Genomic DNA, 19,749 nt, shown 5'->3' with positions numbered 1-19,749 from the left:
GTGATCCGGGGGAACCGAAGCCCGGAGTGATCACGTCAAAAAGGGCATGATCTTCTTTGGCTCGCGCGGGGGACTGCCGTGAGACAGCCCGCCCCGGCTCCGGGCGCTCTTGCCTCGGCCGTTCCGGTGTCGGGCGGGGTCCCGGCCGGGAACGCCGCCGGGGCCGCCGGGGGCCGTCGCCTGGTCGAGCTCGACGTCCTGCGCTTCGTGGCCGCGTTCGCCGTCATGGCCTTCCACTTCATGGCGGCCAGCAGGTCGCTGTGGGACGAGTACCCCACCACGCTGTTCGAGCCGGTCGCCCGCCTGACCACGCTGGGCATCCTCGGCGTGGAGCTGTTCTTCCTCATCAGCGGGTTCGTCATCCTGATGAGCGTGTGGGGGCACACGGTCGGCGAGTTCGCCGTCTCCCGGGTGTCGCGGTTGTACCCGGCGTACTGGTTCGCCGTGCTTGTGATCTTCATCATGTACCGCTTCAGCGGGGTCGCCGGCTTCGATCCCAAGCTCAGCGACGGCGAGTACCTGCTCAACCTGACGATGTTCCAGGGGGCTTTCGGCGTGGGCCACGCCGGCGGCGTCTTCTGGTCCCTGTGGGTGGAGCTGCGGTTCTACGTGCTGTTGGCGCTGTTCTCCCTTGTGGGGATCACGCTGCGGCGCTGCCTGGTGTTCCTGGCGGCCTGGTCCGGCCTCGCTCTGCTGGCCGAGTTCACCCAGAATGAGACGCTCGTCTTCGTCTTCATGCCGCGGCAGGCGCCGTACTTCATCGCGGGCATGGCCTTCTTCCTGATCCACCGATTCGGCGCGCGTTCCGGGGCCTTCGTCCCGTGGCTGCTGATCGCCGCCGGTTACGGGATGTCCCTGTACGCCGCCCTGGACCGCGTGGGGGAGCGGGTGCGCCTGATCGGCATCAAGCACTACCCGGCGCCTCCGGAGGCCGTCGTCGTCGCGATCACGGTCATCTATCTCCTGATGGCCGCGGTCGCCCTCGGCTGGCTGCGGTGGGTGCGCTGGCGCCGGCTGGTCACCCTCGGGGCTCTGACGTATCCGCTCTACCTTCTGCACCAGACGGTCTCGGCCGTTCTGATCCCCGCGTACCGGGACGTGGTGGACCCGTGGCTGCTGACCGCGATCACGATGACGGTCGCGATCGGGCTCGCGTACCTGATCTACCGTATGGTCGACAAGCCCGGTCAGCGATGGCTTCGCGCCAGGCTGGGGGCCCTGCTCGGCCGCTCCCGGAGGTTTCGCTCCCGCGGCCGTGGCGATACCTCCCGGACCGCGACGGCCATTCCGGCGCAAAGTCCCGAGGCATCTGTGCCGTAACTGTTCGGTAGCAGGGCATAGAGAAAGGGCTAGGCTCGGATATGACTACGACGACGGCCTGAAGCAGGCGGGGTGCGAATGACGGTTCGGCGGGTGATGGGCATCGAGACCGAGTACGGCATCGCCGTGCCCGGTCAACCGGGAGCGAACGCGATGGTGACCTCCTCACAGGTCGTCAACGCGTACCTGGCGGCGTCGGCCGCCCGGGCTCGCCGGGCCCGATGGGACTTCGAGGAGGAGAACCCGCTCCGCGACGCCCGAGGGTTCGACCTCGCACGCGAGGTGGCGGACCAGAGCCAGCTCACCGACGAGGACCTCGGGCTCGCCAACGTGATCCTCACCAACGGCGCGCGCCTGTACGTCGACCACGCCCACCCGGAGTACTCCACGCCCGAGTGCACCAACCCCCGGGCGGCCGTGATCTGGGACAAGGCGGGCGAGCGGGTGATGTACGACGCCGCCGTGCGGGCGTCGTCCACGCCCGGCAACGCGCCCATCCAGCTCTACAAGAACAACACCGACGCCAAGGGCGCGTCGTACGGGTGTCATGAGAACTACCTCATGCGCCGCGCGACGCCGTTCGCCGACATCGTCAGGCACCTGACGCCGTTCTTCGTCTCGCGGCAGGTCGTCTGCGGCGCGGGCAAGGTCGGCATCGGACAGGACTCGCGCACCGAGGGCTTCCAGATCAGCCAGCGGGCCGACTTCTTCGAGGTCGAGGTCGGGCTGGAGACCACGCTCAAGCGGCCGATCATCAACACCCGGGACGAGCCGCACGCCGACCCCGAGAAGTACCGGCGGCTGCACGTGATCATCGGCGACGCCAACATGTCGGAAATTTCGACATATTTGAAGCTCGGTACGACGGCCCTGGTCCTGGCGATGATCGAAGAGGGCTTCCTCACCATCGATCTGACGCCCGAGTCGCCGGTCGCGGCGCTGCGCGCGGTCTCCCACGACCCGACCTGCAAGTACGAGATCGCGCTGCGCAACGGGCGGAAGATGACCGCCGTGCAGCTGCAGATGGAATACCTGGAACAGGCTCGCAAGTACGTCGAGGACCGTTTCGGCGCGGGCGTCGACGACCTCACCAAGGACGTGCTCAACCGATGGGAGTCGGTGCTCACCCGGCTCGCAGAGGACCCGATGCAACTGTCCCGGGAGCTCGACTGGGTCGCCAAGCTGGAGATCCTGGAGGGCTACCGCACCCGGGACAACCTGCCCTGGAACCACCCCCGGCTGCAGCTGGTCGACCTGCAGTACTCCGACATCCGCCCCGACCGCGGCCTGTACAACCGCCTGGTCGCCCGCGGCCGGATGCAGCGCCTGGTGACCGAGGAGGACATCGACCGCGCGGTCGAGACGCCGCCCACCGACACCCGGGCCTACTTCCGCGGCCGGTGCCTTCGGCAGTACAGCGAGTCGGTCGCCGCCGCCTCCTGGGACTCGGTCATCTTCGACATCCCGGGCCGTGAGTCGCTCCAGCGCGTGCCGACCCTGGAGCCGCTGCGCGGCACCAAGGCGCACGTGGGCGACCTGCTCGACCGCTGCCGCACGGCCGCCGACCTCGTCGCCGCCCTCACCGGCGAGGGCTGAACACCCGCGGCAGCCGTGGCAGATCGTCAGTCCTGACGGGGTGGTCAGTCGTGGCGGGTGATCAGTCGTGGCGGGTGATCAGCCGTGACGGGTGATCTGGGGGACGGGGACGCCGCCGGCGCAGCGCACCTCGATCTCCACCCTGCCCTCGTCCGACTCGAACCGCACCCGGGTGCGGTCGTCCGGCCCCGGATCGACGTCGTGGACCTCGAACCCCTGAGCGGGCGTCCACGACTGGAGTCGCGCCAGGCCGCCGTCGCACCGGGCGATCACACTGCCCGCGCCGGTCGAGATCAGCTTCCGTCCGGTGACGGGCGTGGCGCCCGCCCCCGTGTGCCCGGGAGACCGTGCCGGTACGGCGTCGGGGGATCCGGCCGGTACGGCACCGGGTGAGGAGCCGGGGGACGGCTCGGCCGGGGTGTCCCGGGCGAGCGCGAGGCGGATCTCCTCGGCCGTCATCGGCCGCTCGGCGGGTCCGGCGAGCGGCCGGCCGAGCAGGCCGAGCACCGCGACGCCCGCCCCGGTGGCGAGGGCGGCGGCCAGCAGCCATCCGGCGACGGCGAGGACGAGGCGGGGGTTCACGGGTTCACTCTCCCACCGCGGACGCTAAGGGAACGCTAAGGCCCGGATAACGGACTTATGCCGCGGGACCGCAGGGGGCTAACGTAGCGGCCAAATGCCAAGCGTGCTCCTCATCGAAGACGACGCCACGATCCGCGGCTCCCTCACCCGGAGCCTGCGTGACCGCGGCCACGCCGTCTCCTCAGCCCCCACCGCCCTCGACGGCCTGCGGTCGGTCGTGGAGGACCGCCCGGACCTCATCGTGCTCGACCTCGGCCTGCCGGACATGGACGGCGGCGACCTGCTGCGCATGCTCCGCGCCGTGAGCCGCGTCCCCGTCATCGTGGCCACCGCCAGGGACGAGGAGGCCGAGATGGTCCGCCTGCTCGACGCGGGCGCCGACGACTACGTGATCAAGCCGTACAGCGCCGCGCAGCTCGACGCCCGCATCCGGGCGGTGCTGCGCCGTGTGGACACGACCCGTGAGGACACCTCGCTGACCGTCGGGGCGCTGCGCGTGGACCCGCGGACCCGGGAGGCGACGCTCGACGGCGCCCCGCTGGACCTCACGCCGCGCGAGTTCGACCTGCTGCACTATCTCGCGGCGAGGGCCGGGCAGGTGGTCACCAAGCGCGAGCTGCTCACCGAGGTCTGGCAGATCCCCTATGGGGGCACCGACAAGACGGTCGACGTCCACCTGTCCTGGCTGCGCCGCAAGCTCGGCGAGACCGCCCAGCAGCCGCGCTACGTCCAGACCGTCCGGGGCGTCGGCGTCCGCCTCACCGCCCCCGCATGACCGGTACGGCCACCGGTGACGTGCCCGGCCGCGAGACCGCCTCGCGGGCCGTCTGGGAGGCCGCCTGGGAGCCCGCCAGGGGCGCGGGCCCGGGAGGGCGTCCGTGAGGCGCTGGCTCGCGGCCCTCGTCGCGGCGACGACGTCGCTCGTGCTCGTGTCGCTGCTCGTGCCGCTGGCGTTGCTGGTCCGTTCTGTGGCGCAGAGCGAGGCCGTCGACTCGGCGACCCGGGCCGCCGAGTCGGTCGCGGTCGCGGTCGGCACGGTCGACGAGGAGACGCTGCGGCTGACGGCGGAGCAGGCGAGCGCGTCGAGCGGCCACCCGGTGACGGTCTTCCTCGCGGACGGCCGGGTGCTCGGAGCCGGTGCGGCCCGCACGGCCGCCGTCGACCTCGCGGCGCGGGGCCGCAGCCTGTCGGCGGCGGCGCCGGGCGGCCGGGAGATCCTGGTGGCGGTCGAGGGGGCGCCGGGCGGCACCGCCGTCGTGCGCGCTTTCCTCAGTGACGACGACCTGACGCGCGGCGTGCACGAGACATGGCTCGCGCTGCTGATCCTCGGGGTCGCCCTGGTCGGTGTCGGCATCCTCGTCGCCGACCGGCTCGCCCGCGCGGTCGTCCGGCCCACCACGGCGCTCGCCGAGGTCTCCCACCGCCTCGCCACCGGCGACCTGACCGCCAGGGCGACGCCGCTCGGCCCGCCCGAGGTGCGTACGGCCGGCCTGGCCCTCAACCACCTCGCGGGACGGATCTCAGACCTTCTCGCCGAGGAGCGGGAGATCGTGGCCGACGTCTCCCACCGGCTGCGAACCCCCCTCACCGGTCTGCGGCTGGAGGCGGAGTCGCTGTCGGACCCCGGAGAGGCGGCGAGGATCGAGGCGCGGGTGAACGCGCTGGAGCGCGCGGTCACCGCGGTGATCAACGACGTCCGGCGGCGGTCGCGGGAGCGGGCCTCGTGTGACGCCGTCCCGGTCGTGCGCGACAGAGTCGCGTTCTGGTCGGTGCTCGCCGAGGACCAGTCGAGGACCGTCGCGCTCGACCTCGCCCCCGGTCCGCTGCCGGTGGCGGTCTCCGCCGAGGACCTCGCCGCCTGCGTCGACGCCCTCCTGGGCAACGTCTTCGCCCACACCCCCGACGGGGTGTCGTTCCGCGTCCGCCTCGCCGCCGGTGCCGCCGCCTCGGACGGCGCCGGGGGGAAGGGCGGCGGGGTGGTCCTCACGGTGTCGGACGCCGGTCCGGGCTTCGGGCCGGGCGACCCGCTGAGGCGGGGGGAAAGCGGGGCCGGATCGACCGGCCTCGGCCTCGACATCGCCCGTCGCGTGGCACAGGAGTCGGGCGGATTCCTGACTGTCGGCGGGTCCGATCTGGGCGGTGCGGAGGTTCGCCTGGTTTTAGGGATCGCTTAGCGCGGCCCTAGCATGATCGCTGCGACGGTTGGGTCATGAGAAAGACAACGAAGATCGCTCTCGCAGCCGCCACGACCCTCGCCGCTCTGACCGCCGGTGGAACGGCCGTCTCCTCCGCCTCCGTCGCGGCCCCGGCCTCCTCCGCTCACGCCGCGGCCTCGACCTCCGCCGTCTCGGCCTCCACCGCCATCACCCGGAGCCAGGCGATCGCGATCGCCAAGAGGCGGGTGCCCGGCGCCCGGGTCGCCACGGTGGAGCGCGAGTGGGAGCACGGCCACCGTGTATGGAAGGTCGAGCTCCACAAGGGCCACCGGGAGTATGACGTGTACGTCTCCGTCGCGAACGGGAGGATCGTGAAGTTCCGCGTCAAGAACGACGACCGCCGGCACGGTGGCCGGGATCACGACCGCCGGCACGACGACAGGGGACATGACGACAGGGGCCACGACGGCCGCGGACACGGCCGCGGGCACGACGACTGACCGTTCGGCGAAGACGGCACGGCGGGTACGGCAGACGACGGCTCTTCCGCGGGGACGCGGGAGAGCCGTCACCGGCATCCGTCCGGCCGGGGGTCACGGTGGCGGGGTGAGGCGGTGCTGCCTGGCAGGGGGGGTCAGGGCCCCGGGGGGCCGTTGCGGTGGCGGCGGGGCCGGGTCGTGGGGGCGGGCAGATAGGGATTGTCCCGGCGCCGCGAATCGTCGTGAGGACCCCCGGCCGTGAAGTCCTCCGGCGCCAGGGGCCACCCTGCGGCGGGGGAGCGGCCGTGGGGCTGCGCCCCGCTCAGCGTGGGCGCAGTGCGGCTGGGCAGTTCGCCGGCCGTCCGGCCCGGGGTCGCCGCCGGGATGCCCTGCCGCCGCAACACCTCGACGAGCACCTGCATCGCCTGGTCGACGGTGAGCCGTTCGTCCGGGTCGTGCCGCAGCAGGCCCTCGATCAGCGGACGCAGGAGGCCTGCCCGGCGCGGCGGATCGGGCCGCCGGCCGAGCATCATCCCGGCCGACAGCGGGCCCAGGTTCGGGTATGGAGGCCGTCCCTCGACCCCGCAGTACAGCGTGGCGCCGAACGACCACAGGTCGGCGGAGGGGGCCAGGCCCTTCCCCCGCAGCCGCTCGGGGGCGAGATAGGCGCCGGACCGCGCCACGGGGACGGTCGACGACCCGGCCGGATCCCGGTCGAAGGCGGCGATGCCGAAGTCGGTCAGCACCACCCGGTCCTCGGTCAGCATCACGTTGGCCGGCCGGATGTCCCCGTGGACGACGCCCATCGAATGCGCGTGCCGTACGCCCGACAGGAGCTGGAAGCCCACCCAGGCGGCCCAGTGGACCGGCAGCCGCCCGAGGTGGCGCACGGTGTCGCCCAGCGTGAGGCCCTGCAGGAGCTCTGTCACGATCCAGAGGCGGCCCTTGTCCTCCAGCAGGTCGTGCACGGTGACGACGGCCGGGTGGCTGAGCCGGGCCGCGGAGCGGGCCTCCCTCAGCGCCTGCCGGCGGGCGGCGGGCAGGTCGGCCACGTCGACGCGGTACGGCGGCTGCACTTCCTTGATCGCGACGTCGCGTTTGAGGCGGAGATCATGAGCGTGCCACATGATCCCTCCGCCGTCTCGCCGGAAGGGCGTCAGCAACTTGTACCGATCCGCCAGCAGCTGCCGTGCGTGCGATGCCATCGACCACCCGTGTCCTAGACCCGCCCCAGACCCCGTGATCCACCAATTCTCGTCCCGGATGCGGTCGCTCTGCGCCGAAAGGCGGCCACGGGGAGTGTGACGTCGATAACGATCCGGTCTAAGCGCGGCCCGTCATCCGCCCGCCATACGGGCCGCCATGCCCGGTGCCGGGCCGGATACGGCGTCTTCGCCCCCGTGGCGCTCACCAGGGTGTCCGGCCTCGGGGCCGGACTTGAAGATCGCACGCCCTTTCGCGCGCATTGTCGGTCGGTTCGGGGAAGATATGAGGAAAGGCGTCCCCCCGAGCAGCGGAGGTGTCAGGGATGGCGACGAAGGAGACCGGCGGCCAGAAGCAGACCGGGCGTCAGGAGCAGGAAGTCGAGGAGGTCGAGGCGCAGGCGTCCCCGGACGTTCAGGAGCGCCACGAGAAGCTCACCGATGACGTCGACGCGATCCTGGACGAGATCGACGAGGTCCTCGAGGAGAACGCGGAGGAGTTCGTCCGTTCCTACGTGCAGAAGGGCGGGCAGTAGCCCGGCGGGAGACGTCCGGACCGGTGGCGGCGCCGGAGGGGGCCAAACGCCCCTCCGGCGGGCCGCCACCGGCCCCGCCCCCGCGCGCGAAGTGGGCCCGAACCGGGCGGGCCCGAATCTGCGCGCCGGCACTGACGAGCAGAGCCCGGTGAGCGGCCGGGAGGCCGTCAGGCCCCGGCCAGATGAATGGTCGCGATCTCGAAGGGCCTGAGCAGGACGCGCACCGTCCGCCACGACGCCGGGGATGTCTGTCCGTCCGCCCCGTCGTCGTGGGACACCTCCAGAGGGCTCAGAGGAGAGCCCAGCACCCCGGCCGTCCAGGCCGCGGTGAAATCTCCTCGGATGACCGCCTCGGTGGCCGTGGGATGCTCGGCCACCAGGCGGGCCTCCAGATGTCCGTGCCGCTCGCGCAGGGCGGCCATCATGACGCCGTCCCCGCCGACCGCGAGGCGACCGCCCGCGCCGTCCCCGCCCACGCCGCCCCCTGTGCCGCACGCATCGGCGGCGCCGGTGCCCGGTACGGCGAGCAGGTCGTGGCGGAACTCCTCCGCGAGCCGCGGCAGCCCGGCGTCGTGCCACTCGCCGGCGTACGGCAGGACGGCGAAGCGCGCGGTCAGCGGGCCCTGGCACTGGGCGGCCGGGGTGGGCACCTCGGGACCGGCGGGCTCGTCGCGGCAGGGGTTGCGGTTCCTGGACAGGTAGCCGACGGATCGCACGAGCGTCAGCGCCATCTCGGTCCCGCCCCCGCCGATCTCGTCTCCGCCGATCCCGTCCTTGAGGATCTCGTACTCCGTGACGTGGTCGAGCAGCACGGCCAGGCCGCCGGCGGCGGCGAAGGACTCGGCGGGGAAGGCCGGGACCGGCCGCTCGCCGCCCCCGCCCTCGGCCGTCAGACCACGCCGCACCACGGCGAACTGCCCTTCGGCGTACGACTCGGCGGCCACGCGGGGCAGCGGCGTGTGCCAGCGGACACGGTGGTCACGGCAGCGCACCTCCATGGTGATCTCACATCGCGCGAACGGCTCGCCCGCCCTGAGCTCCACCCGGGTCGTGACGGCCGTCGGGACGGTCTCGTCTCCGCCGTCGTCGCCGCCGAGGCCGGCCGGCCAGTCGTACACCCGGACGATCTCGAAGGCGCCGGTCAGCGGGCCCGAGCAGATCTCCTCGACGACGACGCGGGAGGGCCGGTCGAGGAGCCGGTCGTCCGGCGGGGGCGCGTGGTTGTAGGTGTCCCCGGCGTCCCCGCCGTGCACGATCCGCCCGACGCCGTGGACCTCGGCGCCGTCCGCGCCGCGCAGCGATAGCGTCCCGTCGTCCGCCACCCGCACCCGCAGCAGCCCGTTGTCCAGCACCGGCTCGAACCCGTACGCGTCCGTCCGCAGAGCGGTGGCGACGGGGGCGGGGCGGCGGGGCGAGGACGGACGGGGTGCGGGCGGACGGGCGGTGAGGACGGCGCGGCCGAGCGGCGGCACGGTGACCAGCGCGGCCACGGTGACCACGGGCTCGGCCACCGTGCGGACGACCCACGGTCCCGGACCGGCCTCCAGGACGGCTCTGCGCAGGTCCTCGTACGCGTACGCGCCGGACGCGTGGCGGCTCACGGTGACGGTGAACACGCCGTCCGCCGCAGCCCAGGAGACGATCTCGTGGCCGTACAGTTCCCGCTCGTGGACGCGCCCCAGAAGCCGGGAGAGATCGTCCATGACGGTCTCGTCGAGCAGTGTGGGAGCGTGTTCGAGCCGCTGCAGCGGGACCGGACGCCCCCGGCCGTCCGACAGCGACGCGCGGTCCTCCGGCAGGTCGGCGAGCACCAGGCCGGTCCGCTCGAACGGGGACGGGTTGACGACCACGAGCGCGCCCTTGGGCGCGGCCTCGGCGAGGGACGCCGCGACCAGGTCCACGACCGCCTGGGCCGTCTGCCCGGCCTCGGCGATCCTCGCGGCCACCTGCTGGGCGGTCTCGTCGGAGCCGCATCCGGTGATCGAGTCGTGCCCGCTGCAGGCGATCACCGACCGCCACGCCAGGTCGATCAGACGCCCGGATGCGGACCGGTCGGCGAGCCACAGCGCGGACAGCGGTTCCGCGTAGCGGGTGAGGATCCGCTCGGCCCGCGCCATGGCCTGCTTCAGCGGCACCCGGGCCGAGATCACGCCGGGCAGGATGTTGGCCCGCGCGTGCGAGCGCAGCTCGCCCGCCACCCGCGGCACCTCACCGTCCGCCGGACCGGCGACCAGGGCCTCGGCGAGGGTGGCGACGCGGAGCCCCGAGGCGGTGATCTCGCGGCCCGGCGCCGAGTGGTCCGCGCCGTACATCGCCAGCAGCGTCCCGCCCGCCGCCCAGCCCTCCGCTGAGGAGACGAAGGCCGCCACGCGGTCGGGCATGCCCTCGGGCGGGCCGGTGAACAGCCCGAAGGCGTTGCCGTACCCGCCGGGCAGATAGACGGTCCTGATCGTGGTGCCGTCGGCGCCGGTCCAGTCGAAGGCGTCGCGGTCCACGTGGGCGGGCACGCCGCGCCACAGGCACGCCACGCGCAGCCCCGCCAGCGCCAGCATCTGCGGCATCTGGGCGCAATGGCCGAACTGGTCGGGCAGATAGCCGACGGGCATGGCGCCGCCGAGCGCGGCCGCCCCCCGCATGCCGTATTCCAGGTTGCGCAGCAGGGTCTCGCCCGAGCAGAGGAACTCGTCGGCGAGGACCAGCCAGGGCCCGACGGCCAGCCGTCCTTCGGCGACGAAACGGGCGACGTCGCCGCGCCGCCCGGGCCGGATCTCCAGGTAGTCCTCGATCGCCGCGAGCTGGCCGTCCATGGTGAAGCGGTAGGCCGGGTCGGCGGCCATGGCGTCCAGGACCTCGTCGAGCACCCGCACCAGCGCGACGCGGAACCGCTGGAAGGGCAGATACCACTCGCGGTCCCAGTGCGTGTGCGGGACCACCACGATCCTGTCGCTATCTGCTGAGGCTCTTTTCGGCGTGACCGCCGGCTCCACTCGCGCCCTCCTCGACGTAGCTGCTGCCGGCCCCGGCGGTCGCCTCCCGCGGAGCGCCGGTGACCTCCTGGGCGCACTCCCCGCCGATGGGGATGCCCGCCCACCGTGCGTACCTGTGCACGATCCGCTGCGCCGTGACGATATCCTCCAGCGCCCCGTCCAGTCCGGTGAGCGGCGGTTTCTCCTGGGTGACGAACCGGTGGAAGGCGCGCAACTGCCGCTCGAACGCCTCGGCGACGTCCTCGTTGACGACCGTCCGCTCGGTGGTGCCGACCCTGCAGGTGACCGTCAGCCGGGTGGGCGTGTTCAGCATGTACGGGGAGGGGAAGCGCAGCTCCAGCGAGCCGTGCTCGTGGTGCAGCGTCATGACCTCGTGGTAGGCCGGATAGCTCGGCAGGTAGTGCCACCGGATGGCGTACCTCCCTGAGTGCCCGCCCCCCAGCGTCCCGCTCACCTCCAGAGACGGCGGGAACGCCTCCACCGGCCACACGGCCACGTGGTCGACGGTGTCGGGAGATCCGGTGAACAGCCGCATCAGCGACAGCTCGTGGCAGAGGCTGCCCAGCAGCACCTCCGCGTACAGCCGCCGCAGCCGCTCCGACGACGTGCCGAGCGCGGCGGTGAGCGCCCTGTCGTCGGCCTCCGCGTAGGGGGCCACCCGATCGGGCGCGGGCCGTCCCGGCCGCGCCCGGGCGAACAGCAGCTGCGACTCCTGTGACGGATGCAGCACGGTGGCGTCCAGATGGCGGACGACGCCCGGCCCGCCGGCCTCGTGCAGCGCCTCCATCAGCCGCTGGGAGGCGGGGTCGTACTGCTTCATGTAGCCGGCCATCAGCCGTTCGCCGGAAAAGCCGCTCAGCTCGGCCCGGCTGTAGGCGAGGGGCTTCTCGCACAGCACCCACATCCCGCGTTCGAGCGCGGCCCGCACCAGCGGGCCGTGGGACCCCGGCGTGAGCACGATCAGCGCGTCGAACCCGCCCTTGTCCAGCATCGCCAGCGGGTCGTCGTAGGCCGGGACGCCCGCCTCCCGGCCGATCGTCTCGGCGTGCTCGCGGTCGAGGTCGCACACGGCGGCGACCCGGAACAGATCGCGCCGGCGCGCCAGCAGGGGCAGGTAGACGACCTGCGCGACCACGCCGAGCCCGGCGATGCCCACCTTCACCGTCTCCACGTCCTCACCCTCCTCCGCTCGGCGGCCTGCCCTGCACCTCCCCATCGGGGGTGGCGCGCAACCCCGTCAACTGCAGACGGCCATCAGCTCGTTGGCGGCCGTCTCCAGCCGGTGGACCCCGGGCCCGGCCGGCAGGAACGCGAGGTCCCCGCGGACCACCCGGCGGGTGCCCGGCCCCCACAGCACCAGTCCGTCGGCGTCCACGGCCACGAACTCGTCCTCCAGCCGCAGCAGCAGCGGAGCGCCGGGAGAGGCCGACACCGCCGTCCGCCCCTCCGCCACGGCCCGTACGACCGCCCCGGCCGCCCCGGGACCCCGGCCGTCGCCCTCGGCGAGCACCCACGTCGTCGGCGCGCCGGGCGGGTGGCCCTCCTCCGGCCGGTGGTAGTCGCCGCCGCCCACCACCACCAGATCGCCCGCCAGGCCCGCGGCCCAGGCCTGCGCCCAGGCGAGCGGAGCGCCCCGGGTGCGGTCCTGCCAGCTCCGGTGCCACAGCTCCACGGTCCGCGGCCGGTCGGTCATCGGGTGCCGCCAGGCGCAGTCGGCCGCCACCGGGTGGTTGACCGACAGCACCCCGCCCCGGTCGCGTACGGCCCTCGCCCACTCGTCCGGGGGCCGCCGGAAGTCGATCCAGCCGACGTCCCCCAGCGCGCCGGCGTGCCCGAGGTCGGTGGTCACCTCCTGCCCGGGCACGAGCGCGACGCCGGCCGGCGCCGAGGCCGCCGCCAGCTCCGCGTGGTGGCTGACGGTGTTGTGATCGGTCACCGCGAGGAAGTCCAGCCCGGACGCGGCCGCCAGGCGGGCCAGTTCGCGAACGGTCAGCGTGCCGTCCGAGTGGTCGGTGTGCGCGTGCAGGTCACCGGCGAGCCAGCGATGCCCGGGCGGAGACGGCAGGCGGCGGCGCACGGCGGCGGGCTCGGGCCGCAGGCTCCCGGGCACCCGGGAGGGACGGCGCCGGCGCGGACGGGCGGGCGGCCGCACGTGCCTGATCACCCGGATCTCGTACGCCAGGCCGCCGAGGGGCACCCGGTGCAGCCCGACCAGCACCCGCCACACCCCGGGCTCGATCTCCCCCGGCAGGTAGCCGGGGGTGGCCCAGCAGGGGGTGACGGTGTACGCGGAGCGGGCGCCGCCCGACCAGCCGCGAAACCCCTCGGGCCCGGCGCAGCCGAGGTCGAGCACGCCGGCCGACCGGTCGTAGGACAGGCTCACGGTGAGGGCGGCCGTGCCGGGCCGCACCTCCACCGGCACCTCCGCGACCGGCCCGGCCAGCCGGTCGTCCAGCGTCCACGTCCCGCTGATCGCGGCCCCGGTCGTCACGCGGCCGTCCCCGTCGAAACGAGCTGGGCAAGGCCGAGGTTCTCCACCACTGCGACATTCCCCCGGAGCGCCCTTTCTCCCCGCGTGCCTGAACGGCCCGGGACCCGTGCGGCAGAGGGAGCGAACGGGTAGGGGACGTGTGCCCGGCCTCTTGTGGGATGTCTGGTTCGCGCTGAGCTGATCGGGAAGAGTGCAACCAGCGCTGAGACCTGAGTAGGGTCGGGCGTAACAACGCACGCTTGGAGGGAGTCGCGTGGCATCTCAGCCAGCCTGGATGAACAGCCTCTTCACATATACGGGATCGTCGTCGTTCTCGGAGTTCCTAGGCGTGCACGCGCCGAACCTACTGCCCGCCCGCAACGAGTCGCTGGCGGCGCCGGTGGGTGACGAGATCCCGCACGCGACCACCATCGTCGCGGCGACCTGCGCCGGCGGCGTGGTGATGGCGGGCGACAGGCGTGCGACCTCCGGGAACATCATCTCGCAGCGGGACATCGAGAAGGTGTTCCGCACCGACGACTACTCCTGCATGGGCATCGCGGGTACGGCGAGCACGGGCCTGGAGCTGGCCCGGCTGTACCGGGTCGAGCTGGAGCACTACGAGAAGACCGAAGGCCGCTCGCTGTCCACCGAGGGCAAGGCGCACCGCCTGGCCACCATGATCCGCGGAAACCTTCCCATGGCCATGCAGGGCCTCGTGGTCGTGCCGCTCTTCGCGGCCTACGATCCGGCCCGCGACGGCGGGCGGATCTTCAGCTACGACGTGGGCGGCGGGCCGTACGAGCAGAAGGAGTTCCACTCGATCGGCTCGGGCTCGATCTTCGCCCGGGGCTCGCTCAAGAAGCTGTACCGGGAGAACGCCAGCCCGCAGGACACCGTCCTGACCTGCCTGCACGCCCTGTACGACGCCGCCGACGACGACTCGGCGACCGGCGGCCCCGACGTGATGCGGAAGATCTGGCCGGTCGTGGCCGTCATCACCGCGGACGGCTTCCGGCGTCTCCCCGACGACGAGGTCGCCGAGTTCGTGGAGTCCATGCTGGAGAGGCGGATGACCGCCCCCGAAGGCCCGACCGCGCCGCTGCGCTAACCCAAGAGAGGATCACCCCCGGTGTCCATCCCCTTCGGAGGATATGCCTCGCCCGAGCAGATCATGCGGGACAGGGCGGAGTATGCCCGCAAGGGCATCGCTCGCGGTCGCAGCGTGGTCGTTATGCAGTACGCCGACGGCATCCTGTTCGTGGCGCCCAACCCTTCCAAGGCGCTGCACAAGATCAGCGAGATCTACGACCGCATCGGCTTCGCCGCGGTGGGGCGGTACAACGAGTTCGAGTCGCTCCGCCTGGCCGGCATCCGGTATGCCGACATCAACGGCTACACGTTCAACCGCAGCGACGTCACCGGCCGCGGCCTGGCGAACCTGTACGCCCAGCACCTCGGCATGATCTTCACCGAGTCGATCAAGTCGTTCGAGGTGGAGATCGTCGTGGCGGAGGTCGGCGAAGGTCCCGAGGACGACCAGATCTACCGCATCACCTTCGACGGCTCCGTCTTCGACGAGCAGGGCATGGCCGTGATCGGTGGCCAGGCCGAGGCCGTCGGCGGACGCCTGAAGGAGCGCTACAGCGAGGGGCTGCCGCTGCCGCAGGCCCTCGACGCGGCTCTGGCCGCCCTGACCGAGCCGGGAGGAGAGCGTCCCCCGGTGACCCAGATCGAGGTCGCCGTCCTCGACCGGGGCAGGGAGCACCGCAAGTTCCTGCGCCTGACCGGGCCCCGCCTGGACAAGCTCCTGGAGGCCGTCAAGGAGAGCGAGGAGGGCGCCGGGCAGCCCGCCGAGCAGGCCACCTCCGATGAGCAGGCCCCCTCCGAGCAGACCGGTGCGGAGCAGACTCCCGGCGCCGCCCCGCCGATCGCTCCCGAGGGCGACATCGACACGGGTTCCGGCGAGTAGCCCGTCCTCGCGTCCGTACGGCCACGGCGCCGCGCCCTCAGCGGGGGCGCGGCGCCGCTGTGCGACGCGGGCGTGCGATCCGGGTGTTCGGCTCGGTTGTGCGGCCGTGATCTAGGGGCCGGATCGGGGATTCGGCTCAACCAAACTCCGATTTCGCTACTCTCATCCGGTTGTGACGACTTTTGATCTCTTTCGGCGGGCCGGCGTTCCGGCCGCCGCCGTCGCCCTCCTGTCGCTGACCGCCTGCTCGGGGTCGTCCGGCACCTCGGCCGGCCCCACCGTGACGGCCACCGTGACGGTGACGGCCCCGGCGCCGGCGGAGCAGTCCGCCGGCCCGGAGGCCGCGCAGACCCCCGCGGAGGACGCTCCCACCGTCCCGGCCACGCCCGAGGCCACGCGGAAGCCCGGCAAGGCCGGGCCGCCGATCACGGACAAGACGCCGGCCCCCTTCGGCGGGACCCTCCAGTCGGACCCCGGGCACGACTTCACCAAGGGGCTCAGCCCGAGCAGGGACGGTGTCGTGCGCGGTCAGCTGGTCGCCATGCACGACGAGAACGTGGCGGAGTATCGGCCCGTCAAGTTCGTCAAGGAGTACGGCGGCAGTGCCAGCGGTCGTTTCGAGGGGCCGCCGGAGGGCGACCTGACGGCCTTCGCCGCGCCCATCGCGAACAACGTCGTGTTCCTCAGCGCGGTCGGCTGCGACGGCAAGGACCAGACCATCGACGGCCGGTACCTCGGCACCGAGCGCTGCTCGCGGGACAAACTGATCCTGCGGGCCGACGCCGGTGACCTGCGCGCGCTCATCACCGTCCAGGGCGGCCAGATCGTCAAGGTGACGGAGATCTACGCCGCTTAGCCGAATCGCCTCAGCATTCCCCCGCCTGATCACTGTTCGGCCGCCGCATTCGGGGAATAGTGTGAGGTGATGGATCGACGCATATTCGGGCTGGAGAACGAGTACGGCGTCACCTGCACGTTCCGCGGGCAGCGGAGGCTGTCGCCGGACGAGGTGGCGCGGTACCTGTTCCGGCGAGTGGTGTCCTGGGGCCGATCGAGCAACGTCTTCCTGCGCAACGGCGCACGTCTGTACCTGGACGTGGGCAGCCATCCCGAGTACGCCACCCCTGAGTGCGACAACGTCGTGGAGCTGGTCACCCACGACAAGGCGGGGGAGCGCATCCTGGAGGGTCTCCTCGTGGACGCCGAGAAGCGGCTCCGCGAGGAGGGCATCGCAGGGGACATCTACCTGTTCAAGAACAACACCGACTCGGCCGGCAACTCCTACGGCTGCCACGAGAACTACCTCGTCGGCCGGCACGGGGAGTTCGGGCGGCTGGCCGACGTCCTGATCCCATACCTGGTGACCCGCCAGATCATCTGCGGCGCGGGCAAGGTGCTGCAGACCCCGCGCGGAGCCGTCTACTGCGTCTCCCAGCGGGCCGAGCACATCTGGGAGGGCGTCTCCTCGGCGACCACCCGGTCCCGCCCGATCATCAACACCCGCGACGAGCCGCACGCGGACGCCGAGCGGTTCCGCCGGCTGCACGTCATCGTGGGCGACTCGAACATGAGCGAGACCACGATGCTGCTCAAGGTCGGCGCCACCGACCTCGTGCTGCGCATGATCGAGGCCGGTGTGGTGATGCGCGACCTGTCCCTGGAGAACCCCATCAGGGCGATCCGGGAGGTGTCCCACGACATGACCGGGCGGCGCAGGGTGCGCCTGGCCAACGGCCGCGAGGCCTCGTCGCTGGAGATCCAGCAGGAGTACCTGACCAAGGCGCAGGACTTCGTCGAGCGCCGCGGCGGTGACGCGATCGCCAAGCGGGTGCTGGAGCTGTGGGAGCGCACGCTCCGGGCGGTCGAGACGGGCGACCTCGACCTCGTCTCCCGGGAGATCGACTGGGTCACCAAGTACCAGATGATTGAACGTTACAGACAGAAGTACGACCTGCCGCTGTCGTCGCCGCGCGTCGCGCAGCTCGACCTGGCCTACCACGACGTCCACCGCAGGCGCGGGCTCTACTACCTCCTGCAGAAGCGGGGGGCCGTCGAGAGGGTGGCCGACGACGTCCGCATCTTCGAGGCCAAATCGGTTCCGCCGCAGACCACACGGGCCAAGCTGCGCGGGGAGTTCATCCGCAGGGCCCAGGAGAAGCGGCGCGACTTCACCGTCGACTGGGTCCACCTGAAGCTCAACGACCAGGCCCAGCGGACGGTGCTGTGCAAGGATCCGTTCCGCAGCGTGGACGAGAGGGTCGACAAGCTGATCGCCGGCATGTGATCTCTTACACCGCTCTGACGGCGGGTTCGGGTAGCCTGGCCCGGACCCGCTGTCTGTTTGAGGATTCCCATATGCGCCGTAGTACGGCACTCGTCGCCGCCCTACCCCTGTTGCTCGCCGCCGCCTGCGGAACCGCGCAGAAGAGCGCGCCGAGCGCGAGCCCCGCCTCCAGCGGCCAGGCCGCCGCCTCGGCCATCAAGGTGACGGGAGAGGTCGGCAAGAAGCCCACCGTGACCTTCCCGGCGGGCAAGCCCTCGCTCACGTCCGCCTCCGTCAAGGTCGTCGAGGGCCAGGGCACCCCCGCCAAGGACGGCGACGTCCTCACCGCCAACGTCACCGTCTACAACTGGGACGGCAAGGAGAACAAGGCGGCCGGATCCGACTACGACCAGGGCAAGTCGGAGTTCGTCTCGGTCAGCCCCCAGCTGCCCAAGGCACTGCACGAGGCGCTGGTCGGCGCCAAGCCCGGCGGCCGGGTGATGGCAGTGGTCGCCAAGGACAACCTGAGCACCGAGCAGCTCGACTCGGCCAAGCAGCAGGGCCAGGACTTCAACGCGGCGTCCCAGGTGCTGGTCATCGACGTGGTGTCGGCCACGCTGAAGTCCGTTCAGGGCACCCCCGCCGACCCCGGCGTCGCCGGCGTGAAGCTCGACAATCCCGGTGGCGACAAGCCCCCGGCGCTGACCACCAAGACCAGCGAGAAGGCGCCCAAGAAGCTGGTCGTCAAGACCGTGATCAAGGGCGATGGCCCGGAGGTGAAGGCCGGTCAGCAGGTCCTCGCCCACTACGTCGGCAAGATCTGGGGCACCGACAAGCAGTTCGACTCCAGCTGGGAGCGCGGCCAGCCCGCGACGTTCGGCCTCGACCAGGTGGTCAAGGGCTGGTCGCAGGGCCTGACCGGCGTCCCGGTCGGCAGCCGCGTCCTGCTGACGATCCCGCCGGACCTCGGGTACGGCAAGGAGGGCAACGCGCAGGGCGGCATCAAGGGCACCGACACGCTCGTCTTCGTCGTGGACGTCCTCGGCGCGGCCTGACAGCCACGAACTCCAGGGGCCCCTCCCACCCGGCGGTGGGAGGGGCCCCTGCCGTACGGGCGTCAGCTCCGGATCTCGTAGTCGTCGCCGTAGACCTTCCAGCGCAACGGCGGATCGAGGTCGAGGTTGCCGTCCCTGAGGAACACCCGCTGGGCGGTGTCGACCCGGCTGGTGTCGCCGTGCGCCTCCTCGGTCTTCATCGCCGCCTTGCGGGCGTCGAGGAACGCGTCGAGGTAGGCGACCTCGTCGCCGCCCTGCACCGGAGTCCTCGCCCTCCTCATGGCCGCCTTGCGTATACCGCCGAAGCTGACGGGATCGGTGCCGGGACCGTGCATGACCATGGCGTCGTAGTAGGCGAACTGCCCGAGGGCGCGCAGCCCGTCGGCCGTGGCCCGGGCCACGGCGGGCTCGAAGTAGACCCGGTCGCGCTCGTCGTCCTGCGCCCGCCGGAAAACGGGGTCGGCGGCGGCCGCGTGCCAGTCCCCGCGGAAGTCCGGGTCCAGCCCGCGGTGGGAGTCGGTGCCGTTCACCCTCCGCAGCGCGGGCAGGTACTTCGCCAGTACGTTGCCGGGCCTGCGCCTGGTGTAGAGCTCGACCAGGTCGAGCATGTCGCCGGTCCCCGAGCAGAAGCCGATGATCCCGGCGGTGTAGCCGCGCCCGTCGTCGATGTCCTCGATGTACGTGTACTGGGCCTTCCAGTCCAGCGAGGAGTTCTCCGCGCTGGAGACGAGCTCCATCGCGATCTCCTTCTTCTTCGGGTCCGTCAGGCCGGTCGGCGCGGCCCTGACCGTGATCTTCAGCGTCTCCCGCGTCTCCCGTGTCCTCCGGGCGGGGGCCGGGCCGCCGGTGGCGGCTCCCGCCGCGCCCGCGGGGAGCACGGCCGCGGCGGCGGCCAGGAGCAGCAGAGCGGCGCGCCGGTCGGTGCGCCTGATCAGGGGGTCGTGCACGTACGTCGCTCCGTTCTCCGCCCGCGCCCCTCCTGCCGCCCCGCGCCGATCTTTCGGGGGGAGGCGGAAGGCGGCGCGGTGGGGGATGAGCCCTCCATGAGGGGATCAGGCAGGAAGGTTTCCTGATGCAAGCAGCACCGCCCGAGAGGTGTCAACGGGCGTGCTCGACAGGGGCGTCCTCACC

At 72.2% G+C, this 19,749-nt stretch carries 17 protein-coding genes; 11 read left to right on the top strand and 6 right to left on the bottom strand.

The annotated features are described in order from the left end of the window. The first annotated feature begins 78 nt into the window (after window positions 1-78). On the top strand, window positions 79-1,320 hold the full coding sequence (locus tag ACQPZZ_RS23725) for an acyltransferase family protein (protein ID WP_432922111.1): 1,242 nt from the start codon (window positions 79-81) through the stop codon (window positions 1,318-1,320). Between the two features lie 78 nt (window positions 1,321-1,398). Next, complete coding sequence (dop, locus tag ACQPZZ_RS23720; protein ID WP_363641440.1) at window positions 1,399-2,916, top strand: depupylase/deamidase Dop; 1,518 nt, start codon at window positions 1,399-1,401, stop codon at window positions 2,914-2,916. A 78-nt stretch (window positions 2,917-2,994) separates the two neighbouring features. Here dop and ACQPZZ_RS23715 read toward each other — a convergent pair whose 3' ends face one another. Then, entirely contained in the window at window positions 2,995-3,498 is a 504-nt protein-coding gene (locus tag ACQPZZ_RS23715; protein WP_432922108.1) for a hypothetical protein, read from the bottom strand. A 94-nt stretch (window positions 3,499-3,592) separates the two neighbouring features. Between ACQPZZ_RS23715 and ACQPZZ_RS23710 the strand changes: the two genes are divergently transcribed. From ACQPZZ_RS23710 to ACQPZZ_RS23700, 3 genes are all read left to right on the top strand, one after another. Next, the gene (locus tag ACQPZZ_RS23710; protein ID WP_432922105.1) at window positions 3,593-4,273 is read left to right on the top strand and encodes a response regulator transcription factor; all 681 of its coding nucleotides are present in this window, start codon (window positions 3,593-3,595) and stop codon (window positions 4,271-4,273) included. Window positions 4,274-4,376: 103 nt separating this feature from the next. Continuing rightward, window positions 4,377-5,672 carry an ATP-binding protein gene (locus ACQPZZ_RS23705; RefSeq protein ID WP_432922102.1) on the top strand — a complete coding sequence of 432 codons (1,296 nt, stop codon included), beginning with the start codon at window positions 4,377-4,379 and terminating at the stop codon, window positions 5,670-5,672. A gap of 35 nt (window positions 5,673-5,707) precedes the next feature. Next, window positions 5,708-6,154, top strand: coding sequence for a PepSY domain-containing protein (locus ACQPZZ_RS23700; RefSeq protein ID WP_432922099.1), 447 nt, complete (start codon window positions 5,708-5,710; stop codon window positions 6,152-6,154). A gap of 134 nt (window positions 6,155-6,288) precedes the next feature. Here ACQPZZ_RS23700 and ACQPZZ_RS23695 read toward each other — a convergent pair whose 3' ends face one another. Continuing rightward, window positions 6,289-7,260 carry a serine/threonine-protein kinase gene (locus ACQPZZ_RS23695; protein ID WP_432922096.1) on the bottom strand — a complete coding sequence of 324 codons (972 nt, stop codon included), beginning with the start codon at window positions 7,258-7,260 and terminating at the stop codon, window positions 6,289-6,291. A 401-nt stretch (window positions 7,261-7,661) separates the two neighbouring features. Here ACQPZZ_RS23695 and ACQPZZ_RS23690 point away from each other — a divergent pair, with 401 nt between their 5' ends. Further along, window positions 7,662-7,871 carry a ubiquitin-like protein Pup gene (locus ACQPZZ_RS23690; protein WP_030507144.1) on the top strand — a complete coding sequence of 70 codons (210 nt, stop codon included), beginning with the start codon at window positions 7,662-7,664 and terminating at the stop codon, window positions 7,869-7,871. A 167-nt stretch (window positions 7,872-8,038) separates the two neighbouring features. On the opposite strand, the gene ACQPZZ_RS23685 is transcribed toward ACQPZZ_RS23690, so the two are convergent. From ACQPZZ_RS23685 to ACQPZZ_RS23675, 3 genes are all read right to left on the bottom strand, one after another. Further along, window positions 8,039-10,807, bottom strand: a complete 2,769-nt coding sequence (locus tag ACQPZZ_RS23685) for an alpha-mannosidase (protein WP_432922093.1) — start codon at window positions 10,805-10,807, stop codon at window positions 8,039-8,041. Between the two features lie 10 nt (window positions 10,808-10,817). Then, a complete protein-coding gene (locus tag ACQPZZ_RS23680) occupies window positions 10,818-12,029 on the bottom strand; it encodes a Gfo/Idh/MocA family protein (RefSeq protein ID WP_432922090.1) in 1,212 nt (403 codons plus the stop codon). A 66-nt stretch (window positions 12,030-12,095) separates the two neighbouring features. Further along, the gene (locus tag ACQPZZ_RS23675) at window positions 12,096-13,349 is read right to left on the bottom strand and encodes a CehA/McbA family metallohydrolase (protein ID WP_432922087.1); all 1,254 of its coding nucleotides are present in this window, start codon (window positions 13,347-13,349) and stop codon (window positions 12,096-12,098) included. A gap of 274 nt (window positions 13,350-13,623) precedes the next feature. Here ACQPZZ_RS23675 and prcB point away from each other — a divergent pair, with 274 nt between their 5' ends. The 5 genes from prcB (at window position 13,624) to ACQPZZ_RS23650 (ending at window position 18,618) form a co-directional block, all read left to right on the top strand. Beyond that, entirely contained in the window at window positions 13,624-14,439 is an 816-nt protein-coding gene (gene prcB / locus ACQPZZ_RS23670; protein WP_432934504.1) for a proteasome subunit beta, read from the top strand. 21 nt (window positions 14,440-14,460) lie between these two features. Next, window positions 14,461-15,300, top strand: coding sequence for a proteasome subunit alpha (prcA, locus tag ACQPZZ_RS23665; protein ID WP_432922084.1), 840 nt, complete (start codon window positions 14,461-14,463; stop codon window positions 15,298-15,300). A gap of 172 nt (window positions 15,301-15,472) precedes the next feature. Beyond that, complete coding sequence (locus ACQPZZ_RS23660; protein ID WP_432922081.1) at window positions 15,473-16,156, top strand: hypothetical protein; 684 nt, start codon at window positions 15,473-15,475, stop codon at window positions 16,154-16,156. Window positions 16,157-16,225: 69 nt separating this feature from the next. Beyond that, window positions 16,226-17,584: a Pup--protein ligase gene (gene pafA, locus ACQPZZ_RS23655; RefSeq protein WP_363641361.1), complete on the top strand. Its 1,359-nt coding sequence runs from the start codon at window positions 16,226-16,228 to the stop codon at window positions 17,582-17,584. A 71-nt stretch (window positions 17,585-17,655) separates the two neighbouring features. Then, entirely contained in the window at window positions 17,656-18,618 is a 963-nt protein-coding gene (locus ACQPZZ_RS23650; RefSeq protein ID WP_432922077.1) for an FKBP-type peptidyl-prolyl cis-trans isomerase, read from the top strand. Between the two features lie 62 nt (window positions 18,619-18,680). On the opposite strand, the gene ACQPZZ_RS23645 is transcribed toward ACQPZZ_RS23650, so the two are convergent. Then, window positions 18,681-19,565, bottom strand: coding sequence for a chitosanase (locus ACQPZZ_RS23645; protein ID WP_432922074.1), 885 nt, complete (start codon window positions 19,563-19,565; stop codon window positions 18,681-18,683). Between the last annotated feature and the right edge of the window lie 184 nt (window positions 19,566-19,749).

This window comes from Microbispora sp. CA-135349, from assembly GCF_050947365.1.
In the GTDB taxonomy this organism is placed as follows: Bacteria; Actinomycetota; Actinomycetes; order Streptosporangiales; family Streptosporangiaceae; genus Microbispora.
The sequence above is the reverse complement of the archived record's forward strand: the minus strand, read 5'-3'. Positions and strand labels throughout refer to the sequence as shown.

Excerpts from the sequence above, each read along its gene's own strand:
- dop (WP_363641440.1), top strand. The coding sequence starts at position 1,399 with ATGACGGTTCGGCGGGTGATGGGCATCGAGACCGAGTACGGCATCGCC.
- ACQPZZ_RS23710 (WP_432922105.1), top strand. The coding sequence starts at position 3,593 with ATGCCAAGCGTGCTCCTCATCGAAGACGACGCCACGATCCGCGGCTCC.
- ACQPZZ_RS23700 (WP_432922099.1), top strand. The coding sequence starts at position 5,708 with ATGAGAAAGACAACGAAGATCGCTCTCGCAGCCGCCACGACCCTCGCC.
- ACQPZZ_RS23695 (WP_432922096.1), bottom strand. The coding sequence starts at position 7,260 with ATGTGGCACGCTCATGATCTCCGCCTCAAACGCGACGTCGCGATCAAG.
- ACQPZZ_RS23690 (WP_030507144.1), top strand. The coding sequence starts at position 7,662 with ATGGCGACGAAGGAGACCGGCGGCCAGAAGCAGACCGGGCGTCAGGAG.
- prcB (WP_432934504.1), top strand. The coding sequence starts at position 13,624 with ATGAACAGCCTCTTCACATATACGGGATCGTCGTCGTTCTCGGAGTTC.
- pafA (WP_363641361.1), top strand. The coding sequence starts at position 16,226 with ATGGATCGACGCATATTCGGGCTGGAGAACGAGTACGGCGTCACCTGC.
- ACQPZZ_RS23650 (WP_432922077.1), top strand. The coding sequence starts at position 17,656 with ATGCGCCGTAGTACGGCACTCGTCGCCGCCCTACCCCTGTTGCTCGCC.